The organism is Streptomyces sp. A1136, assembly GCF_004795055.1.
GTDB lineage: Bacteria > Actinomycetota > Actinomycetes > Streptomycetales > Streptomycetaceae > Streptomyces.
In genome coordinates, this window is the sequence record NZ_SSBJ01000029.1 from 63,389 (window position 1) to 89,083 (window position 25,695).

21 protein-coding genes and 2 pseudogenes are annotated in these 25,695 nt (G+C 69.0%); 14 read left to right on the plus strand and 9 right to left on the minus strand.

Going from position 1 to position 25,695, the window contains the following annotated elements:
* Positions 1-158: 158 nt before the first annotated feature.
* Entirely contained in the window at positions 159-1,331 is a 1,173-nt protein-coding gene (locus tag E6R62_RS26020; protein ID WP_136215951.1) for a PP2C family protein-serine/threonine phosphatase, read from the plus strand.
* A 308-nt stretch (positions 1,332-1,639) separates the two neighbouring features.
* Positions 1,640-3,697 (plus strand): pectinesterase family protein, encoded by a 2,058-nt coding sequence (locus tag E6R62_RS26025; protein WP_136215952.1) that lies wholly within the window; start codon positions 1,640-1,642, stop codon positions 3,695-3,697.
* 752 nt (positions 3,698-4,449) lie between these two features.
* Here E6R62_RS26025 and E6R62_RS26035 read toward each other — a convergent pair.
* The 3 genes from E6R62_RS26035 to E6R62_RS26045 form a co-directional block, all read right to left on the minus strand.
* Positions 4,450-4,980, minus strand: coding sequence for a GNAT family N-acetyltransferase (locus tag E6R62_RS26035; RefSeq protein ID WP_136215953.1), 531 nt, complete (start codon positions 4,978-4,980; stop codon positions 4,450-4,452).
* Positions 4,981-5,199: 219 nt separating this feature from the next.
* A complete protein-coding gene (locus E6R62_RS26040) occupies positions 5,200-6,444 on the minus strand; it encodes a tetratricopeptide repeat protein (RefSeq protein WP_136215954.1) in 1,245 nt (414 codons plus the stop codon).
* A gap of 969 nt (positions 6,445-7,413) precedes the next feature.
* Positions 7,414-8,829 carry an amidase gene (locus E6R62_RS26045; RefSeq protein ID WP_136215955.1) on the minus strand — a complete coding sequence of 472 codons (1,416 nt, stop codon included), beginning with the start codon at positions 8,827-8,829 and terminating at the stop codon, positions 7,414-7,416.
* A 174-nt stretch (positions 8,830-9,003) separates the two neighbouring features.
* Here E6R62_RS26045 and E6R62_RS26050 point away from each other — a divergent pair, with 174 nt between their 5' ends.
* The 4 genes from E6R62_RS26050 (at position 9,004) to uppS (ending at position 12,929) form a co-directional block, all read left to right on the plus strand.
* Positions 9,004-9,423: a hypothetical protein gene (locus E6R62_RS26050; RefSeq protein ID WP_136215956.1), complete on the plus strand. Its 420-nt coding sequence runs from the start codon at positions 9,004-9,006 to the stop codon at positions 9,421-9,423.
* Between the two features lie 206 nt (positions 9,424-9,629).
* Positions 9,630-10,238, plus strand: coding sequence for an ATP-binding cassette domain-containing protein (locus E6R62_RS26055; RefSeq protein WP_206308847.1), 609 nt, complete (start codon positions 9,630-9,632; stop codon positions 10,236-10,238).
* On the plus strand, positions 10,235-11,101 hold the full coding sequence (locus E6R62_RS26060) for an ABC transporter permease (RefSeq protein WP_206308848.1): 867 nt from the start codon (positions 10,235-10,237) through the stop codon (positions 11,099-11,101). Before E6R62_RS26055 ends, E6R62_RS26060 begins: the two co-directional genes overlap by 4 nt.
* 16 nt (positions 11,102-11,117) lie before the next feature.
* On the plus strand, positions 11,118-12,929 hold the full coding sequence (gene uppS, locus E6R62_RS26065; protein WP_136215957.1) for a polyprenyl diphosphate synthase: 1,812 nt from the start codon (positions 11,118-11,120) through the stop codon (positions 12,927-12,929).
* A gap of 662 nt (positions 12,930-13,591) precedes the next feature.
* Here the strand turns inward: uppS and E6R62_RS26070 are convergent.
* Entirely contained in the window at positions 13,592-14,173 is a 582-nt protein-coding gene (locus E6R62_RS26070; protein WP_136215958.1) for a hypothetical protein, read from the minus strand.
* Positions 14,174-14,515: 342 nt separating this feature from the next.
* Here E6R62_RS26070 and E6R62_RS42220 point away from each other — a divergent pair, with 342 nt between their 5' ends.
* Positions 14,516-14,776, plus strand: a complete 261-nt coding sequence (locus tag E6R62_RS42220; protein ID WP_368773874.1) for a transposase — start codon at positions 14,516-14,518, stop codon at positions 14,774-14,776.
* Positions 14,766-14,966 carry a hypothetical protein gene (locus E6R62_RS26080; protein WP_240801897.1) on the plus strand — a complete coding sequence of 67 codons (201 nt, stop codon included), beginning with the start codon at positions 14,766-14,768 and terminating at the stop codon, positions 14,964-14,966. The genes E6R62_RS42220 and E6R62_RS26080 overlap by 11 nt, the downstream gene beginning before the upstream one ends.
* A gap of 246 nt (positions 14,967-15,212) precedes the next feature.
* Here E6R62_RS26080 and E6R62_RS42225 read toward each other — a convergent pair.
* A pseudogene (locus tag E6R62_RS42225) lies at positions 15,213-15,490 on the minus strand (DUF5994 family protein); the annotation flags it as partial.
* 157 nt (positions 15,491-15,647) lie between these two features.
* Here E6R62_RS42225 and E6R62_RS26090 point away from each other — a divergent pair.
* The 6 genes from E6R62_RS26090 (at position 15,648) to E6R62_RS26120 (ending at position 21,343) form a co-directional block, all read left to right on the plus strand.
* On the plus strand, positions 15,648-16,223 hold the full coding sequence (locus E6R62_RS26090; protein WP_136215960.1) for a DUF5994 family protein: 576 nt from the start codon (positions 15,648-15,650) through the stop codon (positions 16,221-16,223).
* Between the two features lie 5 nt (positions 16,224-16,228).
* On the plus strand, positions 16,229-16,417 hold the full coding sequence (locus tag E6R62_RS26095; protein WP_136215961.1) for a hypothetical protein: 189 nt from the start codon (positions 16,229-16,231) through the stop codon (positions 16,415-16,417).
* Positions 16,418-16,513: 96 nt separating this feature from the next.
* Positions 16,514-16,774 carry a hypothetical protein gene (locus E6R62_RS26100; protein ID WP_206308850.1) on the plus strand — a complete coding sequence of 87 codons (261 nt, stop codon included), beginning with the start codon at positions 16,514-16,516 and terminating at the stop codon, positions 16,772-16,774.
* A 49-nt stretch (positions 16,775-16,823) separates the two neighbouring features.
* Entirely contained in the window at positions 16,824-17,108 is a 285-nt protein-coding gene (locus E6R62_RS26105; RefSeq protein WP_136215962.1) for a hypothetical protein, read from the plus strand.
* A 352-nt stretch (positions 17,109-17,460) separates the two neighbouring features.
* On the plus strand, positions 17,461-18,660 hold the full coding sequence (locus E6R62_RS26115; RefSeq protein ID WP_136215963.1) for a PP2C family protein-serine/threonine phosphatase: 1,200 nt from the start codon (positions 17,461-17,463) through the stop codon (positions 18,658-18,660).
* Positions 18,661-19,264: 604 nt separating this feature from the next.
* Entirely contained in the window at positions 19,265-21,343 is a 2,079-nt protein-coding gene (locus E6R62_RS26120; RefSeq protein ID WP_168714185.1) for a SpoIIE family protein phosphatase, read from the plus strand.
* A gap of 522 nt (positions 21,344-21,865) precedes the next feature.
* On the opposite strand, the pseudogene E6R62_RS42060 reads toward E6R62_RS26120, so the two are convergent.
* The 4 genes and pseudogenes from E6R62_RS42060 to E6R62_RS26140 all read right to left on the minus strand — a co-directional run.
* Positions 21,866-22,636: pseudogene (locus E6R62_RS42060) on the minus strand (IS5 family transposase); the annotation flags it as partial.
* 429 nt (positions 22,637-23,065) lie between these two features.
* A complete protein-coding gene (locus tag E6R62_RS26130; RefSeq protein ID WP_136215965.1) occupies positions 23,066-23,263 on the minus strand; it encodes a hypothetical protein in 198 nt (65 codons plus the stop codon).
* A gap of 165 nt (positions 23,264-23,428) precedes the next feature.
* On the minus strand, positions 23,429-24,523 hold the full coding sequence (locus E6R62_RS26135; RefSeq protein ID WP_136215966.1) for a hypothetical protein: 1,095 nt from the start codon (positions 24,521-24,523) through the stop codon (positions 23,429-23,431).
* Positions 24,524-25,337: 814 nt separating this feature from the next.
* On the minus strand, positions 25,338-25,529 hold the full coding sequence (locus tag E6R62_RS26140) for a hypothetical protein (RefSeq protein ID WP_136215967.1): 192 nt from the start codon (positions 25,527-25,529) through the stop codon (positions 25,338-25,340).
* Positions 25,530-25,695 lie beyond the last annotated feature (166 nt).

The following is a 25,695-nucleotide window of genomic DNA, read 5'->3' on the forward strand; positions in this document are numbered from 1 at the left end:
CTGTCCTCGCTTCGCCGCACCCCGATGCCATGTCCCGCGCCGAGGGCGCTGATGCCGGCCCCGGCGTCGCCGGCGCCTGGGCCGGCCCGGTCGGGGGCGCCGACGTTGTGATTCTGTGCTTTTCGGGAAGGAGACTCCCCAACTTCTTGGAGGCTGATGTGGCGCGTGATCGGTTCGGACTCGCCGAGGTGCTGGGGGCGGCGGAGGCTGCCGCGCCGGTGGACTCCCTCGATGTCGTGGCGCGCAATCTGCGTGACCGGTTCGCAGCGGGTTACGTTTCGTTCCTGTTCGTCGACGTCGTAGGGCGACGCCTGCTACGGGTCAACGACACGGAATCCGGCCACCGTGAGGAGCGTGCCGAGCAGGTTCCACTCGCCGGCAGTGGTGTCTACGACGAGGTGCTGCGCACACAGAAGGCGCTGGTGGCGGCAGACGGCGGCCAGGGCCGGCGCGTGCTCGCGCCCGTCACCAACCGCGGCGACACCATCGGTGTCCTGGAACTCTTTCTCGACCACGTCAGCGCGGACGTACTCGCACAGGTCGAGGAGGCCGCGCACGCGCTGGCGTACATCATCGTCACCGACCGGCGTTTCACCGACCTCTACCACTGGGGCAACCGCACGACCACGGTCAGCCTGGCAGCCGAGATCCAACGCCAGCTCCTGCCGTCCGCCTCCTCCTGCGAAGCACCCCAGTTCACCCTCGCCGGAGCTCTCGTCCCCGCCTCCGACATCGCCGGCGACACCTACGACTACAGCGTCGACAACAACACCTTGCACCTGTCCGTCACCGACGCCATGGGTCACGACGTCGACGCCTCCCTGATGGCCACCCTCCTCGTCAACGCCTCCCGCGGCGCCCGCCGCGCCGGCGAAAGCCTCGCCGAACAAGCCCGCCAGACCCACCAGGCCCTCCTCGACCACGGCCGACGCACCTTCGCCACCGGCCAGCTCCTGCGCATCGCCCTCGACGGCAAGAGCGCCCAGCTCGTCAATGCCGGACACCCCTGGCCTCTGCGCCTGCGCGACGGCGTCGTAGACGAACTGCACCTGGCCGTGAACATGCCCTTCGGCGTCGCCCTCCAAGGCGCCTACCAGATCCAAGACCTCGATCTGCGCCCCGGTGATCGCCTTGTGCTGTACACCGACGGCATGCAGGAACGCGAAGCCGAAACGGTCGACCTGCCGAGCCTGCTCCGCAAGACGGCGGCTGAGCATTCGCGGGAGGTCGTGCGCACCCTGGTCGCCGCGGTCAGCGACGCCTACGACGGCCGTCCGCCGCGGGACGACGCCACCGTCCTGTGCCTGGACTGGCACGGCCCCCTGGCCTGACCCACCCCACCAATACGTGAAGGACCTGCATCGGTTGAGGGCGGCGGCTATGCCGACGGATGCGAGGAAGTGTTCGGCCTTGCGCTCGGATCGGCGGTGGAGTCGCCGGCCGCCGGAGCCAGCACACTCGCTGGCCGACCACCACCGGCCATCCGGTGCCAGAGCGGCTATGCGTGACCCTCGCGGTCGGTGTTCGGCCGTGCCGGGCAAGAGGTCATCCTCACACCACACAAACGCGGCAACCTTTTCGTCTGTGGTGGCGACTGGTTGGTGTACCTCAACCGGCCATCCCTCAAGGGCAGTGAGCAATGGACACCACTCAGCACAAGGCACGGCACCGCAGGCGCAGACTCGGCCTGGTCGTCGGCATCCTGTTGGCAACGGTCACCGCGGTGGGCCTGTCCTACGGCGGGGCATTCGGGGCTTTCGGCGAGGATGCCCGGCCGAAGGCCGCGGCGGCCACCATCGCCCCGCAGTGGGCCCGTGAAACCGCGGACGGCTTCGCCTCGGTCGACGCGCTGGGACAGAACGGCACCTATGGCGGCCGGGACGGCGCGCTCGTCACCGTGAAGTCCCTCGTGGACCTGGAGAGGTACGCGACCGCCTCGAAACCGTACGTCATCGTCGTCGCCGGGACGATCACCATGGCCCCCAAGGGCAAGGAGATCAAGGTCGCCTCGAACAAGACCATCGTCGGGGCGGGCACCTTGGGGCAGATCGTCGGAGGCGGGTTCTTCCTGGGGCAGGGCGTACACAATGTGATCATCAGGAACCTGACGATCCGTGACTCGTACGCCGGCACGTGGAACGACAAGGACCACGACTGGGACGCCATCCAGATGGACGGCGCCCACCACGTGTGGATCGACCACAACGACCTGCGGAACATGGCGGACGGACTGATCGACAGTCGCCAGGACACCACTTACCTGACGGTGTCCTGGAACCGGCTGAAGAACGACAACAAGGCCTTCGGTATCGGCTGGACCGACCACGTCACCGCCGACATCACGATCCACCACAACTGGTTCCACGAGACCGAGCAGCGCAACCCGTCCACCGACAATGTGGCGCACGCACACCTCTACAACAACTTCCTACAGGACGACCCGGATTCGTCCATCACCTCCTCCTACGGCAACTACGCCCGCGGGGGGACGAAGATGGTGTTGGAGAACAGCTACTTCGAGGGGTTGAACAACCCGGTCACCAAGGACGGCTCGGCGGCCCTCGTGCAGCGCGGCAACGTCTTCGTGAACACCACCGGCCGCAACGAGAGCGGCGGCACGGCATTCGACCCCAAGACCTACTACCGCTACACCCTCGATGCGGCCGCCGATGTCCCCTCGAAGGTGCGGGCCGGAGCCGGCCCGAGGGGCTCCTTCGGTACCACGGCCGTGCCCACCGCTGCCGCCGACAGGACCCTCACCGTCGCCAAGGACGGCACCGGCCAATACAAGACGGTCCAGGCGGCGGTCAACGCCGTGCCCGTCAACAACCCCTCCCGCGTGCTCGTTTCGGTCAAGCAGGGTACGTACCGCGAGACGGTGGATGTTCCGGCGAACAAGCCGCACATCACCATCCAGGGCTCGGGCACGAGCCGCAAGGACACGGTGATCGTGTACGGCAACGCGGCCGGCACGCGCAAGCCCGACGGTACGGGAACGTACGGCACTCCGGGCAGCGCCACGGTCGCCATCCGGTCGGACGACTCCCAGCTCCGCAACCTCACCATCTCCAACGACTTCGACGAGGCCGCGAACCAGAACCTGAACGACCACCAGGCAGTCGCCCTGCTCACGACCGCGGACAAGGTCGTGCTGGACGGCCTCATCGTCACCGGTGACCAGGACACCCTGGAGATGGAAACAGCGGCGAAGGACAAGCCCGGCCGCGTCTACCTCACCAACTCCTACGTCGTCGGGAACGTCGACTTCATCTTCGGCCGTGCCACCGCTGTGATCGACCAGTCGGTCATCACCCTCAAGAAGCGCTGGAACGGCACCTCGGCCGGATACATCACCGCCCCGAGTACCCAGACGGGCCGCAAGGGCATCCTCATCAACCGCTCCACGGTCAACGGTGACGTGGCTCCGTCCTCCTTCTATCTCGGCCGGAACTGGCATCCCGGCGGCGACAACACTGCCGACCCGCAGGCCACCGTCCGCAACTCCACCCTCAGCGCCGCGATCAAGACCACTCCCTGGACCAACATGGGCGGCTTCTCCTGGAAGGACGACCGCTTCGCCGAGTACATGAACACCGGCCCGGGTGCGGGTCCGAAGAGCACCGATCGGCCGCACCTGACCGACCCCCAGGCCGCCTCCCAGGAGGTCTCGGACTGGCTCGGCGACTGGACTCCCTAGTGGCTCAAGCTCGCATCGTTGGCGGGGAAATCGATCTGCCGCCCGGTGGTCAGCTCAGACTGTCTTCAGGACCTGATCTTGGGGGTGGTCGTGGGACGTCGACCAGGTGTGTTCGTCCGGCCGGTCAGCATGGACGAGGGCCGTAGGCTGCAGCGGATCAGCCGGACGGCGTACGATCCGGTCCGGCTGCGGCGGGCGATCGTGGTGCTGATGTCCGCCCAGGGTCAGAGCGGTCAAGGACGTCACCTCGCTGATGCAGGCCGGCGAGGACTACGGCGGTGTGATGCACATGCTCGCCGCGCTCGACCTGGCCACCGGGAAGATCTATTACCGGATCCGCAGGCGCAAGTGGTGGCGCGAGTTCTTCGGCCTGCTCAAGACCGTGCGGGACTGCTGGACCGGGGAGGAGCTGTATGTGGTGCTGGACAACACCCCCGCACAAGCACGCCGAAGTCCGCACCTGGGCGCTGACAATGACGTCGGACTAGTCTTCCTGCCGACCTACGGCTCGTGGCTGAACTGGATTGAGTGGAGTTCGCGGCACTGCGCTACTTCGCCCTCAACGGCACCGACCACCACACCCAGGGCGAGTAGAACTCCGCCATCGCCGCCTACATCCGCCGGCGCAACTCCCACTCAGAACCAAAGATCGCCTTCGCCCCCGACTCATCCCTCCGAGCCTGGACCCAGTAACCACTCGCGTTGCCTGAGCGGCCACTCGGGTGTTTGCACGCCCAGCGGCTTGCTCACCTTTACCGGGCAAGGGGCGACTTGTCGCTCGTATAAAGATGACGGGCCAACACGCGGGTGGTGCTGCCGTTGTCCTCTGTGATGTCCCGGACACGCTCGAAACCGATTCCGTCCAGCAGGGTAAGTGAGGCCATGTTCGGTGCAGCTACGGTGGCGTAAACCTTGGTCAGCCCGAGGGTGTCGAAGCCATAAGCGACAATCGCCTCTGCCACCTCGGTCCCCAGGCCAAACCCCCATGCCGCCGGGGCCAGAGCGTAGATGATCTCGTGGCCTCCGACGATGTCGGTCGGCTTGATCTCGGCATGCCCGACCAGGAGTCCGTCCCGACGGACAGCCCAGACGTCGAACAGTTCCCGGGCGTAGACCTTCGTGAAGATCCGCCCGAACAGGGCCCGATCTGCTGCTTCGGAAGCAGGGCCGTCACCCATCCACTGCGACACCCTGGTGTCCTGGAACAGAGCGACGAAGTCCTCTTCGTCCTCAGGGATGTACGGCTCCAGCAGTAGCCGTTCGGTGCGCAGAGTCGGGGTCACAGACGCCGACGCGACCCACGCGGAATCCGAGTCGGCAAACCACTTTCACCTACGCGGAGCCGCGGCGCCAGGCATCCGCCCAAGGACGAAGCCGTACCGTCCTACCCCAACCGGCCGCCGTTCCCCTGTTCGGAACTGCGGCCGGGCGCCCGGCGCACCGCTCACAGACGGTGTACGGCTTCGGCGTGCGCGGCTGCTGACGGCGCACGCCTCGCCTCACTACCGGTCGTCGGAGAGCACCGGTTCTTGGACCTTGCGGCGGCGACCCCAGCGCTTGTTCTCCATCTGGAGGTCGGCCTGCGTCGACGACGGCTCGTCCGCGGGTGCGAGCGCGAGGACCTCCGTCTTCGCGGGCCGCTCCGGGGACAAGGCGGCAGCGGTAGCCACGGCCGCCGATACGGCCGAGGATCCCGAAGGGACATCCACGATGAGAGGCACCAGACGCTCGACGGGAACCTTGGCGTCACTCCTGGCATCGCTCGGGCCCTTGGCCTCGCTCTGGCTCTTGCCCTTGCGTGCCCGCCACAGCCCCCGGGACTGCAGGGCGGTGCCGAGGTTGTTCAGGACCCGGCTCTCGTCGTCACCCATCTCTTTGAATCGGGCGGCGGCCTGCTGATGTGCGTCGATGGCCTCGTCGAACCGCCGCACCTGCTGCAAAGCCATGCCCAGATTGTTGAGGGCCCGACCCTCACCCTCGTGGTCGCCGAGTTCCGTGAATCGGGCGGCGGCCTGCTGATGGGCGTCGATGGCCTCCTCGAACCGCCGCACCTGCTGCAAAGCCGTACCCAGATTGTTCAGGGCCCGACCCTCACCGTCATGGTCACCCAGCTCGGCAAAACGGGCGGCGGCCTGCTGATGGGCGTCGATGGCCTCCTCGAACCGCCGCACCTGCTGCAGGGCCGTGCCGAGGTTGTTCAGGGCCCGACCCTGACCGTCATGGTCACCCAGCTCGGCAAAACGGGCGGCGGCCTGCTGATGGGCGTCGATGGCCTCCTCGAACCGCCGCACCTGCTGCAGGGCCGTGCCGAGGTTGTTCAGGGCCTGCCCCTCGCGGTGGTGGTCGCCCAGCTCGGCAAAACGGGCGGCGGCCTGCTGATGTGCGTCGATGGCCTCTTCGAACCGCCGTACCTGCTGCAGGGCCGTGCCGAGGTTGTTCAGGGCCTGCCCCTCGCGGTGGTGGTCGCCCAGCTCGGTGAGCCGGGCGGCGGCCTGCTGATGGGCGTCGATGGCCTCGTCGAACCGCTGCACCTGCTGCAGGGCCGTGCCGAGGTTGTTCAGGGCCTGCCCTTCGGCGTGGCGCTCGCCCAGCTCGCGGCATGTGACGAGGTCCTGCTGGTGAGCGTCGATGGCCTCGTCGAACCGCTGCACCTGCTGCAGGGCGACGCCGAGGCTGTTCAGCGCCCGGCTCTCGCCATGACGTTCGCCCAGTTCGCGACAAATTATCAAATCCTGCTGGTAGCTCATGGTGTCTCCCTGGAGTCGCGCTGTTCATGCCGACACCCTCAGCAATCAGCCAAACGCGGGCGACCGCAACCGGTCCGGGGCCGGTGTCATCCAACCGAATGGCGCTTTCGCCTGTCTGGCGGACGCGGCCTCCCACAAGCGCCCCGCCTCCTCGCCGGCGCCGGCGTCCCGGGCGAGGACGACCACGGTGTCGCCGGGTGGGCCGGTCGCCGTCCCGGGCCCGGCGCAGCGTACGCCTACCGTGCGGCAGTGACTCCCATCAGCCTGGGCGGGCAGCCGAACGCTGCGGCGTAGGTCTGGGCGCCAAGAACGGCGGCGCCGGTGCCCGCGACGCGGCTGGGACGCTCCTGCACTTGAACTCGGCGAACACCGCGCCTTCTCGGCCTGGGCAGCCCGACGACCGCCGCCCCCTGGCTCCGAATCGGCCTCAAGACCGACCAGTAGCGCGTCCCACTGGTTAGCCAGCGTGGCGTCATGGAAGAGGCGTGCCCGAACGGAGCCGTCCGACAGGCGACTCTTCGAGGGCGGATGGGTGACGCGGCTCGCGTGTCCAGCCAAGACACCTCTGAGAGGACGGGCTGGTTCGTGTGCATGGTGAGTCATTACGCGCAGCAGCCGGCCGCACTTGTGACCGGCGCGTGGAGGCTTTAGCCACCGTCCAGCCGCAATACGGGGGCCGGTGCGACGCGGGCGGGTACGGCAAGCATTGCGAAGAGCGCGGCATCCCGGAGGGAGTCGGCGCTCAGCACCCGCGGGTGTTGTTCGAAGCCACTCACGCCCCTTCCGACGCCCTGGTCCGAGCCGGCCAGGCCCGCCCCCGTTCCATGCCCGTCCGTGCGAAGGAGTAGGGCAGGAATGCACGCCCCGTTCCACGACACCCCCAGGAGATCCGGCCCTGCGCTCTGGTGCCTGCTCACAGATCCGTACTGCCCCCCTGTCCGGCTGCGTGGTCCCGCCCCCGGGACGGCGTCACACGTCCTGGATCCGGCGAAAGGGGCCGTCCGCTTCCAGCTCGAAGGCGAGTTCCAGCAGGGTCCGTTCACTGCCGGGACGGCCGGAGAACATGACGCCGACGGGCAGGCCGTTCTCCGTCGCGCTCGTGGCGGGTAGCGATACAGACGGGGTACCGACGACGTTGTTGAGCGGTGTGAACGCGACGTACGCGAGAATCCGTTCAATGAGTGTCGAGTAGGGAACGGCCGGACTGAGATGGCCGATCGGCGGTGTGGTGTGGGCGAGGACGGGCGAGAGGACGACGTCGAGTCCGCGGAACGCGGCAGCATACGCCTCCCTCGTGCGCTTGAGCCTCCGCAGCACGGCAGGCGTGCGGCGCCAGTTCTCGAGATACGTCTCGCGCAGCCCACGGCTGAGGGCGTCCATGCTGTCGCGGTCGAAGGCCGCGCCGAAGGTCCGCCCGGTGACGCTGAGGAGGAACGACAACATCCCCCAGTAAGTGAGGAAGTCCGGGGTGAACCGGGGGTCGATGGCCAACTCCACCGGCTCCACGGTGTGGCCGAGCCGTTCGAGCCTGGCCACGGTGTCCGTCACGGCCTCCCGGGTGACCGTGTCGCAGGGGACCCCATTCGGCGAGTCCAACAGGAACCCGATGCGCAGCCGACGCTCCGAGGGACCTTGGACCAAGCCCAGGGGCGGCAGTTTCGGGTTGCGCCAGTACCTCTCGGCGGCGGCGAGGAACGCGGCGGTGTCCCGCACGGAGCGGCTCACGATGCCGTCGGAAACGAGATCGAGCGGCAGTTGACGACTCTGGGCGTTCGCCACGACCCGGCCGCGGGTCGGCTTCAGCCCGACGAGCCCGCAGCAGGCGGCGGGGATCCGGATCGAACCGCCGCCGTCGTTGGCGTGGGCGATCGGTACTGCCCCCGAAGCGACAAGCGCCGCGCTGCCGCCCGAGGAACCGCCGGCCGAGTAGCCCGTGTTCCACGGGTTGCGGACCGGTTCGGCCCCCTCGTACTCCGTCGTCGGGCTGAACCCGAACTCGGGCAGCCGGGTCTTGCCCAGCACTGTGACTCCGCTGCTGAGGAACTGCCGGGTGAACGGCGCGTGCCGCCGCGCGGGCCGCGGAGTGAAGGCCGCACTGCCGTGGCCGGTGGGCAGTCCGGTGTAGTCGGTGTTGTCCTTGACGAAGGTCGGCACCCCGGTGAAAGCTCCGCCCGCCTTGGTGGCGTGCGCCGGGGCATCGATGTGCACCTGGACCGCGTGGAGCCGCGCCTCGACCGTACGGACCCGCTCCGCCGCGTCCCGGGCGACCTCGGCGGCGCTGACCTCGCCCCGCCGCATCGCCTCGGCGAGACCGACGGCGTCGTGCTCCCCGAGGGAATCGTCCCGGAAGGCGTGCACCGTGATTGATTTCTCGAAAGTCGACACCGCTGCCTCAGCCCCGGCCCTGTGAGTGGATGGTCTGCGACCATCATTCCTTACCGGCAAGTAACACGCCAGGGTTCAGCATGGCCGCCACGCCGTCGCGCGGTGGCGCCGCCACCCCCGCGGCTCAGCCTGGGACGACTCTCGACCTGCGCGTGCGAAGGAGGGCCCGGGGATATGTTGCGGCCGCCGGTGGAGCCGATGCCGGCGCAGGCTGTGGAGTCGGTGCCGGGCTCCGGCGTGCTGGGCGAGCAGGCGTTTGAGCAGAAGTTCGACGTTTACCGGGCGCTGCTCTCCACGGAGACGGGGGCGGCCGCGGACCGGCTGCTGGTGCAAACCCGGCGCGGGATGCTGATCCAGGACCGCTTCCCCGACCTCGTCACCGCCGCCGAGCAGCTGACGGACGGCCTGGTCCTCGACGGTGAACTGGTCGTCTGGGACGCCGCGGCGGGCCGGCTTTCCTTCGAGGGGCTGCAACGCCGCACCGCCGCCCGCGGGCGCGCCGCGCGCGAGCTCGCCGCGTCGCTGCCCGCGTTCTTCATCGCCTTCGACGTCCTCCAGGAGAACGGATCGAATAGGCCGGCACGGTGCCGGTAGGCAAGCGCCGCATCAAGGTGGCCGTCGCACTGTCCGACGATTGGGGCACGGGCATCGGCGGCCCGCAGACGGTGTGATCGCAGAGGCCCGCAGGCCTGTGGCTCTGGCATCGACGCCCGGCGGCATGAGCCCCGTGTCTGTGACGCGTCGTGAGCGTTAGGCCATTGGGTCACGGTCGGTCCAGGATTACGGGGGAGGAGAGGGGCGTGGAGATCGGGGATGTGCATCATGCCTACCGTCGGCGTGTGGTCTTGCGGGGCGTTGACCTGCGGCTTCGGGCCGGAACTCTGTGCGGGATCGTCGGGGAGAACGGCGCCGGCAAGTCCACGCTGCTGAAGATTCTGTCCGGCGAGCTGCGTCCCACGCGTGGATCGGTCCGTCATAACGGCCGGTTCGGCTACTGCCCACAGCACGTGGTCCTCAATGACGCGCTGACCGTCCGGCAGCACTTGACGTTCTTCCAGACGGCCTACCGCCTCACCGACGTGCGATACGCCGAAGAGATCATGGACGTGCTGGGCTTCACCGGGTACGTCGATGAGCGGGCCGGGGTCCTCAGCGGCGGCACGCGGCAGAAGTTGAACGTGACTCTGGCGCTCATGCACGATCCGCAGGTCCTGTTGCTGGACGAGCCGTACCAGGGCTTCGACTGGGACACCTACCAGCGGTTTTGGGATCTGGCCACGCGGCTGCGGGACGCGGGACGCTCGGTCCTGGTCGTCTCCCACCTCGCGTACGACACCGAGCGCCTGGACGAGCTGTGGCGCCTGGACAGCGGAGTGCTCCACGTGGAGAAGGCGGGGGACGCCGCGTGAGGTTTCACCTGACCCGCTTCGCTGTCGCCACCCGGTTCACGCTCCTCGAACACGGCCGCAACCGGTTCGCGATGGTCCTGGTGATCCTGTTCGTACCGGTGTGGACTTCCCTGGCGTACCTGGCGATGCCCGACACCCCGGCCCGGATGCGGCTTCGCGCCACCGGGGAAGCATTGACCCCGCGCGGCAATGAACTGACCGCGATCAGCGGAGCGCTCAACGCCGTCACTCTGATCACCGGTTTCATGATGTTCGCCGCCACCTTCTCCGGCAGCGGCTTCGATCGCCGCCTGGCGATGGCGGGCTACCCCCGCGCCCACCTCGTCCTGGCGAAAGTCACCGCTCTGGCTCTGGTCTCGGCGATGGTGGCCGCTTATGCCACGGCGGTCATCTGCCTGGCCTGGACTCCCCGCCAGCCTCTCCTGCTCGCCGCCTCCCTGTTCTGCGCCGGACTCACCTACGGCGCTCTGGGCGTCGTCTTCGGGTCCCTGCTGCGCCGGGAAGTCGAGGGGATGTTCGCCATCGTGATGACCAGCATCATCGATCTCGCGCTGCAGAACCCCATCACGAGTTCCGGGGCCGACAACCCGGTCATGCGCTACCTGCCCTCGTACGGGGCCATGCAGGCGAGTACGGCGGCCGGATTCTCCACCAGCCCGGTCCCCGGGCATCTGGCCCTCCAGCTCACCTGGTTCGGGCTGGCCGCCCTCGTGGCACTGCTGGGCTTCCGCCACGGCACCCGCAACTGCCTGCCGAGGGTCTCCACTGAGCCGCCCGGGCCGGTAAGCGGCAAGGCCGACGTTCCCGCACCCCGCCAAACTGCCGGCCCCTCGGCCACGGCGTCCGACACGCAAGCACACTGAGGTCCCGGCTCCCGACATGCGCGCCACCAACTCCACTACGGCAGACCTCGACGCCGCTCTGCCGGCACAACGACGGCGACCCACCCACCGCCCGCCCACCGGCGAGGACCCGTCTCTGCGGGCCGCGTACCGGCTGTGCCGGCGCATCGCACGACAGCACGATCCCGGGATCTACGTCCTCATCCAGCTGATGCCGGCCGTGCTGCGCCCGGCCGGGTGGGCCCTGTGGGCGGCAGCGACCGTCCTGGACGACCTGGCCGACCGGCAGGATGCGGAGCCGGCCGAGCGTGCGGCCCGCGTCGAAGCGTGGACCCACGCACTGCAATGCGACCTGGCGGCCGGCACGAGCGGGGATCCGATCCGGCACGCCCTGGTGGACACCGCCCTGCGATGGCGCCTGGACCTGTCCACTCTGCGAGGCGCCATGAACAGCACACGCGATGACACCCGCGGCCGGGACTTCGCCGACTGGGCCGCGTGGCGGTCCTGGTCCAACGGGGGAATCACACCCTGGGTCGACCAGGTACGGCACCTGTTCGAACGGGCCGGAGCACCGATGACGCTCCGGCTGGACCGGCAACAGGACTACAAGCGGTTCATCAACGGTGCTCAGCTCACCGACATCCTCACCGACCTGGGCGCGGACCTCGCCCAGGGCGACCTCTTCCTGCCGCAGGAGGCCCTGGATGCCTTCCCCGGAGCCGCGGACGACCTACGGCAAGGGAACTGGAGCCCGGCCGCAGCGGCTTTGATCCGGGAGCTGACGACTCTGGCCCGTCAATGGGTAAACAGGCCCGCAATGACCAGAGGCATGCACCCGGGCGCCGCCACCGTGCTCGACACGGCCGCCTGCCTGATGCGCGCCCAACTCGATGCCGTCGAAGGGGCCGGTCACGCCCTGCTCAAGCGCGCCCCACGCCCGTCTCTCGCAGCCCGCGCCCGCATCCTCGCCCCCGCCCGCATTCGCTCGAAACTGGCCTGGAGCCTGACGCCCCTGACCGTGCCCGGACCCCGACGACCCGCGGTGACCGTGAGCGGTCCGAGCCCTGAAGCCGAAAGCACCGCCCTTCGGCCGCCGCCACCGCACCCCGACGGCGCCCGGCCCCCGCAGATCGCGGTCGACCGGATGCCCGTCCACGTGGCGGTCATCATGGACGGCAACGGCCGCTGGGCCGAGCAGCACGGCCTGCCCCGCCCGGAAGGCCACCGCGCCGGCACCGCCGCCGCCCGCGAGATGGTCTACGGCGCCCTGGAGATCGGCCTGCGCCACCTGACCCTCTACGCGTTCTCCACCGAGAACTGGAAACGCGACACCGAGGAGATCACCAAAATCCTGGAAGCGATCCGACGCGACCTCGACGAGGGACCCGTCCGCGACCTCGACGTACGCCAGCGCTGGTTGGGCCACCCCGACAAACTGCCCGAGGAACTCGTCCAGGCTCTCCTGCGCGAGGAGCGCCGCACCCGCACCCGCACCGGCCTCACCCTCACCGTCTGCATCAACTACGGCGGCCGCGACGAGATCACACGGACAGCCGCAGCCCTCGCGCAGGCAGCCCATGCAGGCGACATCGACCCCCACCTCATCGGTGAAGACGACTTCGCCCGCCACCTACCCCACCCCGACATGCCGGACGTCGACCTGCTGTGGCGCACCGGCAACGAACAGCGCACCTCCAACTTCCTCCCCTGGCACACCACGTATGCCGAGTTGTACTTCACCCCCAACTACTGGCCCGACGTCGACCGGCGTGACCTGTGGCAGGCCATCACCGAGTACAGCCGACGCCAACGCCGCCACGGTGCTGTCCCTCTCGTCTTGCCGTGACACCACCGTCCGTTCCGCCACGTCGGATCCGGCCGCCGAAGCAGACGCGCTACCGGAACAGGCAGACCGCAAGCCATCCATCGGTCGTCACATCCACTGCGAATCAGCACGCTTGTTCGTTTGCCAACGGGCCTTCTGAACTGCCAAATGTCCTGCGTCGTCACACCGCGCACCACGTTTCCTCTTGACCTGGCTCACCTCCTGCCGGCGACGCCGCCGGAGGCCGGACACGGCCGCAGGAGAGGCCGCACTGGGCACCGAACGGGTGACGGCTGAGAGCCTGTCGGGTGGCCGGTTGATTGCGCCGCGACGAGGTCCTCGACGGTCCCGGCTCAGGCGGTCTTTCGGTGGGATTCATGGCTCCACCGCGATGGCTGCCCGGCGAGCCGGACGAGCATCAGGCGGAGCATCGCTACCCTGATCATGGCCTCGGGTTGTCGCACTGGCACAGGCCACGTGATCATTCCGGGGCCGTCGCCATGCCCGGAGGGCGAATCGCGACCGTCGCGCTTCGCGCCTGATCAGCGACCCGAGAGGCTCTGAGCGTCGCGATCCGCTGACACCCGACTCCGCGGCACCGATGTGGCACCAACGCGGTCCAGCATCCGGCGAGGTCCGGACAGGCGTCGCCGTGACGCCTGTCCTGCCCTCGTGACGTGCTTTCAGGCAGCCACGGAACCGCCAGGGTGCCCATGATGTTTGGCAGGGCGGCAGCGGCGTGTGTAGTAGGCGTAGGTCAGCACCAGTACGAGCGGACCCCACAGCATCCCGGGGGTGACGCAGAGGCGGGCCAGTGTCTGCCGGCCGCCACTGCTGAACCGGGCGGCGTCACCCACACCGAACCAGCTCAGCAGCACGGGTGCCCAGAACGCGGTCGCGCCCAGGCCGCCGAGGGTGGCGGGGATGATCGCCGCACAGGGAGCGATCCGCTTCCCGCCGATGAACGGTAGCCGTGCGGGGGCGACCTCGCCCCATCCGCGCACCAATCCGAGGGACAGCAGCGCCAACCCTTCCGTGATCAAGCTGAGCCCGAAGACGTAGGGGACGGACACCCACAACGACGACGGCGTCGCCCCGTCCACGTCCAGCCCCATCTCAAAGCCGAAGGCGAACGGTATCCGCCACAAGCACTGGGGCGGCAGCAGCAAAGGGATCGCATGGGCGGTGATGGAAGCCCATGGTGGGACCGGCAGTTCGGTGCCGTGCGCAGTCGTGGTCGGGCGAGGTCCGTCGATCGCTGTCATGGCATCAGCCTCTTCGGTCCCCGCCGGCTGGTCGTCATCCCCGAGGTGGTACCGCCGTCTGCACGGGGGAGCCTTGAGTCAGCCTTCGGAATGATGCGTTGGCGGGAGGAGGCTCCCGGTCTCCTTGCCGTGTTCACTCCGGGCTCGGGGCCAGGCGCGTACGGACGTCGGCGGTGTTCGACGCACAGAGCCTCTCCAGTGGCTGATCACCCATGAAGCGTGACGGTCGCGATTCGCCCTCCAGGCATGGCGACGGCCCCGGAATGATCAGGTGATGTGTGCCAGTGCGACAACTCCGATGCCGTCGGCGGCCCGTGCCATCCGTCCAACCCGACCGACGAGGTGGGGGAGATCATTCAGCCCTCTTCCCGTGTGACCTGCGAAAAGGCGGCGGGGTCCGCAAGTACGAAAGACCGGCTGGTGCTCGACTCGGTCTTCTACGTGCTGCGGTCGGGCTGCCAGTGGCGGATGCTCCCGCGCGATCTGATCCGTGTTCTTCGCTTCGCAGCCGACATGATGCAGACCGTCGCTGTGGATGTCAGCTTTAGAGAAGAGGAATCCGTACCCCCACGCATCAAGAGGAGTCGCCGTCATGGACGGTAGGCAGGACAAGCGTCAGCAGCCGGGCAAGGGCCGTGAGGCACAGGAACACCATCGCCCCGGAGACCCCGCGCAGCCCCAGCCCGGCAAGTCGTCCCGCGAAAAGGGACAGAAGCCCGGCCAGAAGGAGACCTCGCGCCGCCGCGAGGACGACCTGCTGCGCGAAGAGGACCTGCACAACGAGGGGCTCTGACCAGCGCACCATTCGCCCACGCGGCCGCTGAGGATTCGGGGTCAGCCTGCCGCGTCGGCGGGACCGGACTCCGGTTCGGGTGTGGTGGTGATGAGGATCTGAGCGGCCTGCGTGATGTTGTCGGCGCGGACGGCGCGGGCCATCGCTTGGCGGGCGGCGTCGGCGGCGGTGTCCCGGGGGGGCGAAGTGGTCGTTGTGGCCGCGGGTGATGAGGACGGTGTCATCACCGACCGGCGCCGAGTCGAGGTGCACGACCTGGCCGTCGATGACCAGGCGGGATGGGAGGCCGTTCCAGGCGGACGCGTCCCCGCCCACGCGGGCGATCGGCCCGAGGTGCCCGGTCGATTGATCAGCGTCGGCAGCTCGGTCGCGATGGCGCGGGTGCGCGGCCACCACGCACCGTCCAGTCCATTCCGGGACCGCGTGGTCTCCAGCCGCAGCAAGGCCGCACCCGATTTGACCGCCTGGTGGGTCTCACAGGCAGGAGCGGCGGGGGAGGGTGGGGGGATGTTGGAGTCAGTCATGTGGAAAATACCTGGTCGAATCGGTCATGGCCGGCCGAAGAGGCGTACAGTGAAAGCACCGGGAGTACTTCGCACACCGGCCTTCATGTGGGTGTCGTTTCCGGCGATCGCTTAAAAACCGGGCTGCCGACGGGCAGCCCGGGGGTAGGTCCACACCATGACCGCCACCCTCGACCGGACCAAGCCCCGCGACTTCGCCTCAGAGTCCCCGGCCCGTTTGTCCCTCACCCCGAGAACCGCGCTCGCCGGCCAGTTGGACGGGGCCTGGTGGCCCTACTCCCGCGACCTCGCGGCCGAGCTCCCACCGCTCGTCGCCGCCCTGGAGGAACCCTGGGGCCGCGTCACCCGCGTCACCGTGAACCCCACCCGCTGGCCCGTCGTACCGCACAAGGTTGCCGTGGACGGGCGCGTGCTGCACGTGGGCTGGTTCACCGAACAGGGCCCCGACAAGCTGATCCTGCTCTCCTACACCGTCGGCCGCTGGGACCTCCTCGTCATCCCGCCCGAGACCGAGCGCGCGGCCGCGGCCCGGCTGATGGCGGCCGCGGCGATCCCGGGCAGCGTCCTCACCGCGGGTGTCCTGATGGCCAACGAGACCGTCATCGGGCGCGGCATCCGTGACGCCCGCCGCCGGGAGGCCACTTGGGAGGGCGAAGGCGGGGCCTGTATGTCCCCCTTCGGGAACCCGACGGGCAGATCCGCTCTGCCGCTGCCCGGAAACGGCTGGAGGTGAGCTCCGTGGAGACCATCGTCCTCATCGCGGTGATCATCCTCGCCATCGGCATCGGAATGCGGTGGATCCACCTGCTCAACGCACAGCATGACGCGCGGATCGCGGCCTACCACTTCAGCGACCCCCTGCCGAGGCCCCCCGGCCTGCCGGACGACACCGGTCGTCGAGCCCACCACACGGATGCCGACCGGTGAGGAAGAGACCTTCCTCCGACCGGGGGCAGCGGTCGGGGCGCCACGGCGCCCCGACCCGTCGGCCTCGCGCCCACCCCCGAAGGGAACCACGCCCACGTGAAGTACATCGAGACCCAGACCCTGTTATCGCTCGGGCACGCCGAGGTCCGGATCATCGCGCACACTCCGGAAGCCGCCCGAGCGGTCGCGGAGGCACTCCGCCTCTGTTTCGCAGGCGCGGAACAGCGAAGCTACCCCGCCCTCGACGGCAACACCCGCCTCCCCCTCACCGTGGATCGGGCAACCCCCGCGGGCCCCGCCCGCTCGTGGCTGGCCACCAGCCCCGCCGGCAGCGGCGCTCACTCCGACGAGATCTGAGAAGCCCCGACCGGCCCCGGAGCCCCCACACACATGAAAGGACGCGGTCATGGCCACACTGCGCGAACGCAAGACCTACCGCGATCAGGTGCTCCAGGTCCTGTACGAAGCCGTCGAAGGCAACCGCCTCCTCGGCATCACCGGAGCACAGCTGCGGCGCGACCTCCACGTACCGGAACAGGACCTGGCCGCCGCCTGCACCTATCTGGCAGGCGAAGGACTGATCACGGTCGACTGGGAGCCCGGCAACACTCCCGCGATGGTCACCCTCACCCACGAGGGAATCCGGCGCATGGAGGCAGAGGAGGAAGGCACGGCCACGGGCACGGCCTGATCCGAGGGACGGCCTGGATGCGGGCGAATCTCTCGTCAGCCGTGGCCACCACCGCGGGGTGGAGGGCCTGGAGGGCCGCCACCGCGTCCGAGAGCGGAAAGAGAGGTGGTCTTCCCGTCGTGCCACTCTCCGCGTCGACCCGGATCACCGCTTCGAGATCGTCCAGGGCGTAGTCCCTGACACGCCAACCCGTCATGGTCAGCTCCGTGTTCTCGGCCGTACTCCCATCATCGGCCGATGTGAGCGCGGCTCGCACGGAAGCCGTGTGGCGTGCCCCGACGCCGGGGAGCATCCTGGAGGCCACGCGCCCGTACAGTCGGACGCCGGCCTGCCGCCGGTTGGAGGCAACAGGATGACCGTCGGAGGGCGCGCGGACCGGGACCGCTCGGAGAGCTTCGGGGAGGGACTGCTCGGGTTGCTCCTGGACCGGGCACACGAGCTGCCACCGCACATGGTCGGACCGCTCGTTGCCGAGACGGTGGCCCGGTTGGGGGGCCGCGCACCACAGATCCTGCTCCAGGACTACGGACAGCAGCAGCTGGTCCCCCTGCCCGCCGACGGTGTGGCCGCCGGTGATCCGCAGCCCATCGACCGGTCCGAAGCCGGCCTGTGCTTCCTGGAGTCACGCCCCGTCGAAGTCCCGACGGCCGACGGCGTACGGGTCCACCTGCCCCTGCTGGACGGCGGCGACCAGGTCGGGGTCCTCTCGGTCACCCTGGACGGGATCGACGACGACGCCCGCCGCCTCCTGCGCAGGATCTCAGGCCTGGCGGCCGACCTGCTGCAGACCAAGAACGGCTACACCGACCTCTTCTTCCGCACCCGCCGCAGTGAGCCGATGAGCGTCGCCGCGGAGATCCAGTGGTCCTTGCTGCCCCCGCTGTCGATGGTGATGCCGCGCATCGCGGTCGCCGGAGTGCTGGAGCCCGCCTACGCCGTGGCGGGGGACAGTTTCGACTACGCACTGAACGGCGAGGTCCTGCACCTGGCCATGGTCGACGCCATGGGGCACGGCCTTGACGCGGCCACCATGGCCACGGTGGCCATCGGCGCTTACCGCCACGCCCGCCGGATCAGCATCGGACTGTCCGAGATCTACCTCTTCATGGACCGGGCCATCACCGAGCAGTTCGACCCGGACCATTTCGTGACCGCCCAGATGATGCGCCTGGACACGGACACGGGGCGCCTCCAGTGGGTCAACGCGGGACATCCCGCGCCGATGCTGATCCGCGGGCATCGCGTCGTACGCCGTCTGGACAGCCCCCCGACCCTCCCTGTCGGTTTCGGAGGGGCCCAGCCGCAGGTCAGCACGGTGGCGCTGGAGCCGGGCGACCGCGTCCTCTGCTTCACCGACGGCCTGATCGAAGAACACGAAAGCGGACAGGACCAATTCGGCGAAGAGCAGCTGATCGGCTGGGTGAACCAGCTGGAGCAGGCTGACCACGGAATCCGCGCGGTGGCCCGGGAACTGTCCCACACCCTCATGCGGGCACGTCGCGAAGCCACCTCGGACGACGCGACGCTCGTTCTGATCGAATGGCGCGGATGACGGAAGGTCGTGCCACAACGCGCCAGTAGAAGCGGCAAACAGCGGTCAAGAGGGGTTGGTACACCCGTGCCCCGCACCGAGAGACTCGAATGGGGTGTTCTCGCAGGTCGGAGGCCTCAAAGCGGTCAAAGCGCCGGGTAATTCCCCGAGCTCGTGGAGCAGCTACACGAGGCCGCCAAGTTCACAGGCCATAAAGTGAGTGTTTGATTTTCATTTGATTCTCAATTATCCGTTTCATTTGGGGTCAGGTGAAGCGCCAGTTGGGGGTGTTCTGGTGGGTGAGGCGACGGGGGGCCTTGACCCTGGGTTTTGGACACCGGAGACACGTCTTCCACCTCAAGCACACGGGTGGGGATCAGTGACGATCAGTGACCTGCGCCCGCCGCACCTCCTACCACGCCTCCGAGCACGGCGTGATCGGCCTGACCGGCGCCGCTCATCCACCGCCGTCGACGGCTGCGGCGCAGCCGGCACATTTGGGCCCTCGCGGGGTGGACGCCGCTCCAGCACCACCGGTGGGGTAGGTGTTCAATGAGAACAGGGGCGCCACCGATGCTGCCGAAGTGAGTCAACAGTGAGCGACAACGGCCGAAAGTATCCCGCTGTGGCAGCGAACTTTCCCACGGCGGTTTTGGTGCTCGACACCGCCGGCAGAGTGCTGACCTGCACGCGGTCGGCGTCGAAACTCCTTGGCTTTGGTACCGCCGAGGCATTGGCGGGCCAGGACGCCGAGCAGCTCTTCGCGGACCCCTCGCTGTGGGCACGCCTGGTCGCTGGAGCCGTGGGAGGCGCCCGGCGCCATGCGCATGCCCGGCTGGTGCGGCCAGAGGGCGACTACCTGTCGGCCCACGTCGACGTCATCGCTCTCATGGAGGGTTCCTCCGCCCGTTTCCTGCTGCGACTGAGTGCCTCTGACCCCGCTCACCCTGCACCGATCACCCAGGCGGGTGACGTCCGCCGCGAGCTTCCCCCACCGCCCGCGGACCCGCGCGCGGTCGAACGGCTGGCGTTGATCAACTCGGCCGCCTCGGAGATCGGCAGCTCCCTCGACATGGTGCGAAACGCTGAGCAGCTGACCGGCGTGCTGGTCCCCGCGTTCGCCGATCTGGCGGCCGTGGACCTCACCGAACCCGTACTGCTCGGCGAGGAGCCGGGGGATCTTGTCACCGGCGCTCCGATGCGGCGTGTCGCCGTCAGGGCCGCCGACGGCGGGTGGCCCTCCGAGAACCATGCCCCAGAAGACATCATCCGGCTCGGCAGCGTGGAGAGCGCGCACCTGCGTGGGGGCACGGCGGTCTTCCTCCCGGACCTGAGTGAGCTACGCACAGTGCTCGCGGGGGAGGAGGATCGCATCCGGCTCATCCTTCCCCCGGCGGCGACCTCGCTCATGCTGGTCCCGCTCCAGGCCCGAGGCATGGTCCTGGGCGCTCTCGTCCTGTGGCGCACCGCCGGGCACCGCCCTTTCGACCAAGCGGATGCAAGCCTCGCCGAGGAGGTCGGGTCCCGGGCCTCGCTCAGCATCGACAACGCCCGCCGGTACACCCGTGAGCGCCGCACTGCCGAGGCCCTGCAGCGCAGCCTGTTGCCCAGGCCGGTCATGGACGTCACCGGGGCGGAGACCTCCGGCCTTTATGTCCCCGCCGTCACAGCTGCGGGCATCGGCGGAAGCTGGTTCGACGTCATCCAACTGCCCTCGACGCGCCTCGCGTTCGCCGTGGGCACGGTGGCCGGGCACGGCCTGAGCGCCACGGCGGCGATGGGCCGAGTGAGGTCGGCCGTGCAGACCCTGGCCGACCTCGACCTCAGCCCGGACGAGCTGCTGGCGCACCTCGACGACCTGGTGAGACGTTTCGTCGAAGACGAAGCACACCGGGAACCGGACGCGAACGCGCCGAGCGCACTGATGGGAGCCACCTGTCTCTACGCCACCTACGACCCCGTCTCCCGCATGTGCGTAATAGCCGGCGCGGGACACCCCCCGCCCGTGTTGGCCGCGAAGGCGCAGGGCGGCAGCGACACGGTGTCGTACCGCCCAGGCCCGGTCCTGGGGACGGGCGGACAACCGTTCGAGACGGTGGAGCTGACCCTGGAACCCGGTGACGTACTGGCTTTCTACAGCGGAGCACTCGTCCACGAAACCGCCCAAGGGCAACGGCGACTGCAGTCGATCCGGGCGGGCGCGCGCGAGGCCGCCGACACCGGGCTACCGGTCGCCGACGTGGGTCACGGCATCCTCGGTGAACTGCTGAACCAGTCACCGGACGAGGACTTGGCCTTCCTCGTGGTACGGGTCCGGGAGGTGCCCCGCGACGCCACCGCGGTATGGAAGCTGACCGCCGACCCCACCGTCGTAGCGCTGACGCGCGCACTCGTTACGGAGCGGCTGACCGCCTGGGGACTGGAAGAGCTCATCTTCACCACCGAGTTGATTGTCAGCGAGCTGGTCACGAACTCCATCCGGTACGCGGGCGGCCCAGTCGGTCTGAGGCTGATCAAGGACCGCGTACTGATCTGCGAGGTCTCCGACACAAGCCAGACACAGCCCCACCTGCGCCGGGCACAACTCACCGACGAGGGCGGACGGGGCCTCTTCCTCGTCGCACAGCTCACCCACCGCTGGGGCAGCCGGTACACCTCGTACGGCAAGACCATCTGGACCGAGCAGCTCCTCGACGAATGTTGACACCTCCGACCCTCCTCCCTGGAGGAGCCGTGTCACGGGTGCCGCACATAGGGCGGCGTCTCCCTTTAACTGTCACGGTCGGGCGATGATCAAGTCGGCCGCCGCCAGCCGGCTCTCGGGCTCGCATGCGGCGAGGCCGCTCGTGGCTGGTGATCGAGTGCCTGTCGAACCCGGGGCGGTTCACATCGGCCGGTGGAGAGTGCACGACACACCGGCATCCGGTGCGAACGGGGTGGTGATGATGCGCGGCACCGTGCTCAGCCGCCGCGACACCACCTTTCCTAACCATGCGCTATGGGACTGTGAAAATGAACGGTGTAACTCCCGATCATGGAAGAGCTTGGAGGTTCCATGAGGAAGACTCGACGCGCGGCGGCAGAATCCGGGGCGCTGCTCTGCGCACTGCTCACCCTCGGCGCCTGCAGTGGGGGCGGGCGTGGTACGGGTGGCAACGACGGTCGTTGTGTGTCGGGCGGCGGCGTCTCCGACGACCGGAGGGCCCGTCCCGTCCTCGCGGGGCGCCAGGGAGGCGGTGGAGGCCCAGTAGGCGCGGAGGCCGCGTTGTAGGGTCGGTGGTCGTAGTCGCGGGCGAGGCGCCGGTTCAGCATGAGGATGCCGTTGACCTGCTCGACCACCCACCGTTTCGGTTGTGGGGCGAAGCCCTTGCCATGGTCGTCGGGGTTGCGGCGGACCACCTCGACGGTGATGTCCTTGACCGCCCCATGGATGACCACGGCGTCTTTGAAGCCCTGGTCGACCAGGACTTTTTCCGGGCGCACCCCGCATCGTTCGGCCGTCTGGTCCAGCAGGGCGATGCCGGCCTCGTCGTCGTGCGCGCTCGCAGCGAGGATCACCACACCGATGATCAGGCAGGCCCAGCACGTCGACGGCGAGTCCCCGCTTCCTGCCAGGCATCTTCTTGTTCACGTCCAGTCCCGTCGTCTCCTTCGGCACCCCGGCCGCCACGCGGACGGACCGGGTGTCGATGATCACCAGGGACGGGTCCTCTAATCGTCTGGCCCGCTCCCGCACCTGGCAGCGCAGGATCTCCTGGATCCGCTGGTCAAGGCCGTCCTGGCGCCAACGGGTGAAGTAGTAGAACACCGCCGACCAGGCCGGGAGGTCGTGCGGCAGGAGCCGCCACTGACAGCCCGTCCGGTTCTGGTAGAGCAGCGCGTTCACGACCTCGCGCAGATCGCAGGAGCCCGGATCCCCGGTCGCCGACCGCGCCACCCGCTCCTGCTTCCACGCGGTGACCTGCGGCTCGATCAACGCCCACTGCCCGTCGGACAAGTCGGTCGCGTACGGTCATCCGTTCCATGCCCACGACCCCATCATGCACACGACATGACACGAGGACGGAACCGTCCCATCACCCACGAACGGGCGACAACCACACCATCAGGAACGGGACTTAACGCCCTCTCAGAGGGAATCGCCCCGCGTCCAGGCCCTGCCGCCGGATGCAGGGCATCTCGACATCACCGGAGCCCTGCGTTATTTGGGATCGCGACCCTTCAGGAATCGCCAGCCGCCTCGGGCTGCGCGCCATGGCCTGGTACGGCGTGCGGACGACCTGCGCGATCGCCCCTACACGCATGCTCGCCGCGATGGCGGCCGCCACCACGTGATCGAAGCGGGAGACGTGCAGGCGTGGCTGCGGCCGCGGCCCGTCGCGGCCCTCTACCAGGTCGGCCCGGCGACCGCGGCGAAGCTGCACACCTACGTCTGCACCCTGTCGGCGACATCGCCGACGCGCCACTGCCCACCCTCGTGCGACTGTTCGGCGCCACCACCGGCCGCGCCCTGCACTCCCACGCCCAGGGCCGGGACCCGCGTACCGTCCAGCCCCAACCGCTCGCGAAGTCGGTCAGCGCCGAGCGGTCCTTCGACCACGACGTCCTGGACCCGGTCGAGCACCGCAGGACGCTCTTGGCCTTGGTCGAGGAGGTCGCATCGCAGCCGTCGCACGCTCGGCGAAGGCCCCCAAAACCACTTGCGGCTGTCGCGCAGACGTGTGCACTACCTCGAACGCCGACGCAGAAGCGATCGCCGGGCCCTGACCGGTTCTCTGGTTTCGCCCCTTCAGGGAAGGTTCACCAGAACGACCCCGGCAGCACCGCAGGTCTGGTGGATTCGCTCTCCGTATGTTTCGAACGCTGCTGAATCGCCTTCCGGAGCGGCTTTGAAATGCTCCATGAAGGCGAGGGCGAGCGCTGGTTCCCCGCCGCGGACGGCCAGCTGACCGGCCTCGTCCAGGCGGGTGTGCACCTCGGCGGTCGTGAGCGCGTCCAGAGAGCCCAGCAGCTCGTCGTAGTGCTGGCAGGCCGAGCGGACCTCTTCGAGGCCACCCGGCGGCGGGCCGAAGGTCCGGTCGGTCTTGTCCGTGGTACACGCGAACACCGTCACGCTTCCGGCCAGGAGCAGGGCCGTCAGGCCGCCCCGGCGTGCGGTGAGCCTGCCTTCTGTCGCCGCCTTGGCGACGGGCCGAGGAGGGGAATCCGGTCGGCCACGGCGACGTACGGCCAGGGCAGTGCCCCCTGCTGTGATTGCGAGCAGCGAGCAGGCCGTACCCCCGACGAGGATCCGCATCAGGGTGTTGCGTACGAAAGGCACCGAGACCCCGCCGCACGCGGCGGGGCGCAGAGCGAGCGCGTCGACACAACTGGCGGCGAGGACACCGCCGAAGAGCACGGCCGTCACCAGACACCCGGCCAGGAACGCTGCCGTGAGTCCGTGAAGGGCGGCCATGGGCCCGTGTCGCGGTACGAGCAGTGCTGCCGTGGAGACGGCGACGAGACCCTGCAGGAACATGGCGGCGACGAGGTTTCCGTGGGTAAAGGCGAGCAGGAAGCCGTCCATCGTACGGGTCCTCTCCGCGATGCCGGAGTGGATCAGGAGGCGCGAGACGAGAGTGCCGCCGAGGAAGGCCGCAGTGGCGGCCAGGCAGCTCAGGACGACCACGAAGGGCCAGGTGCTCCGGGCCCCCGCCGCAGTCTCCGCCGTGCTCCCCCTCGCCGTCGCCGACCGGGGTGCGGGCTGCAGGTGCGCGGCAAGCGGCAGCGCCCACACCACGACGAGCGCCAGGACCAGAGGCGTCCATTCCGCGAAGCGCAGGAGCAGCGGATGCTGAACGGCCGACCAGAGCCAGTACGGCCCCACCGGCGCAACCTGACCCACTGCGCGATGGTCGGTGTGGACCCCCTGTTCGCCCAGTACAACAGCCCGGCGAGGGCCAGGAGGAGAGCGATCCCGGCCGACACCCAGGGAGCCTTCGTCCGCTCGTACTCGGCGGTACAGGTGAGGAAGGAGTCCAGGAAATCACCGTTCCTCCCGTTCCGGCCGGCTGCCGCTGAGCACTGCTCATAGAGCTCCTGCGCCCGGTCGGCGCCGGGTGCGAGGGCGAGGTACACGGTGTTGTAGACGAAGACTGACGCACCCAACAGTGCGGTGATCAGCAGGAGGAACCGGGACGTCGTCCCGGCGGGAAGCCCGGTCGGTTCCGGTGGAGTCGCCGGTGCGGGAACCGTCGGCGTGGCAGGCGTCGGCATGCGAACCCCCGAAGGGTGGTGGGCGGACTCGGCTATGTGGTGAGGCCGCCGATCACCGCGTCGGCCAGCAGTCGGGCCCCGTCCTCGTCGATGCCGTATCGCAGGGCCCTGCTCGTACACCTTCTGCCGGATGGCCTCCCTCACCGCAGGAGGCAGTGCCTCAGCCGACTCGGCGGGGCGGGCGGTCCCGTCCATCGCATCGGTCTCCGGACCAGCCGCGGAGTCGATGGCCGCCCCAACCGCCGGGGTCCCGCTCGCCTCGACGGAGTCCTCTCTCTCGGCCGTCCCCTCCCCCTCCGCCGGGTCCGGTCGCCGCCGCATGCGTCGCACCAGGGCACGTACCGCGCCCGCGCTCCGCTCCGTCGCCGTCAACGCCAGGTGTGCGCCCACGGTGACCAGGGCGGTTTCGACCATCGCCAGCACAATGGGAGTCGCTATGGCGATCAGCTCACCGCCGCCGAAACCGAACCGCTCATCCTTCGTGTCGCGGCCGCCCGCGTGCGCGCCGCCTTCAGCGCCTTGCGGGAATCCCGGAAGTAGGCCGTGCTCTCAGCGTGGAAGAGGACCAGCTCGTGTGGAGCGACATGCTCCGCCACCTCGCGGGCGATCTCCCTGAGGAGGTCTTTCTCCGGCACGTACGGCTCCGCCGGCGATCGGCTCACGCCCCACCCCCGGGTTGCACGGCTCGCGCCGGACAGCTCCCCTTCCGACCGACGAACCCTACGCAGCACCCGGGTGGCGTACCAGGGCCGTACAGGGCGCGTGAGGTGCATTCCACGGCTCCCACGCCCCGCGCACGCC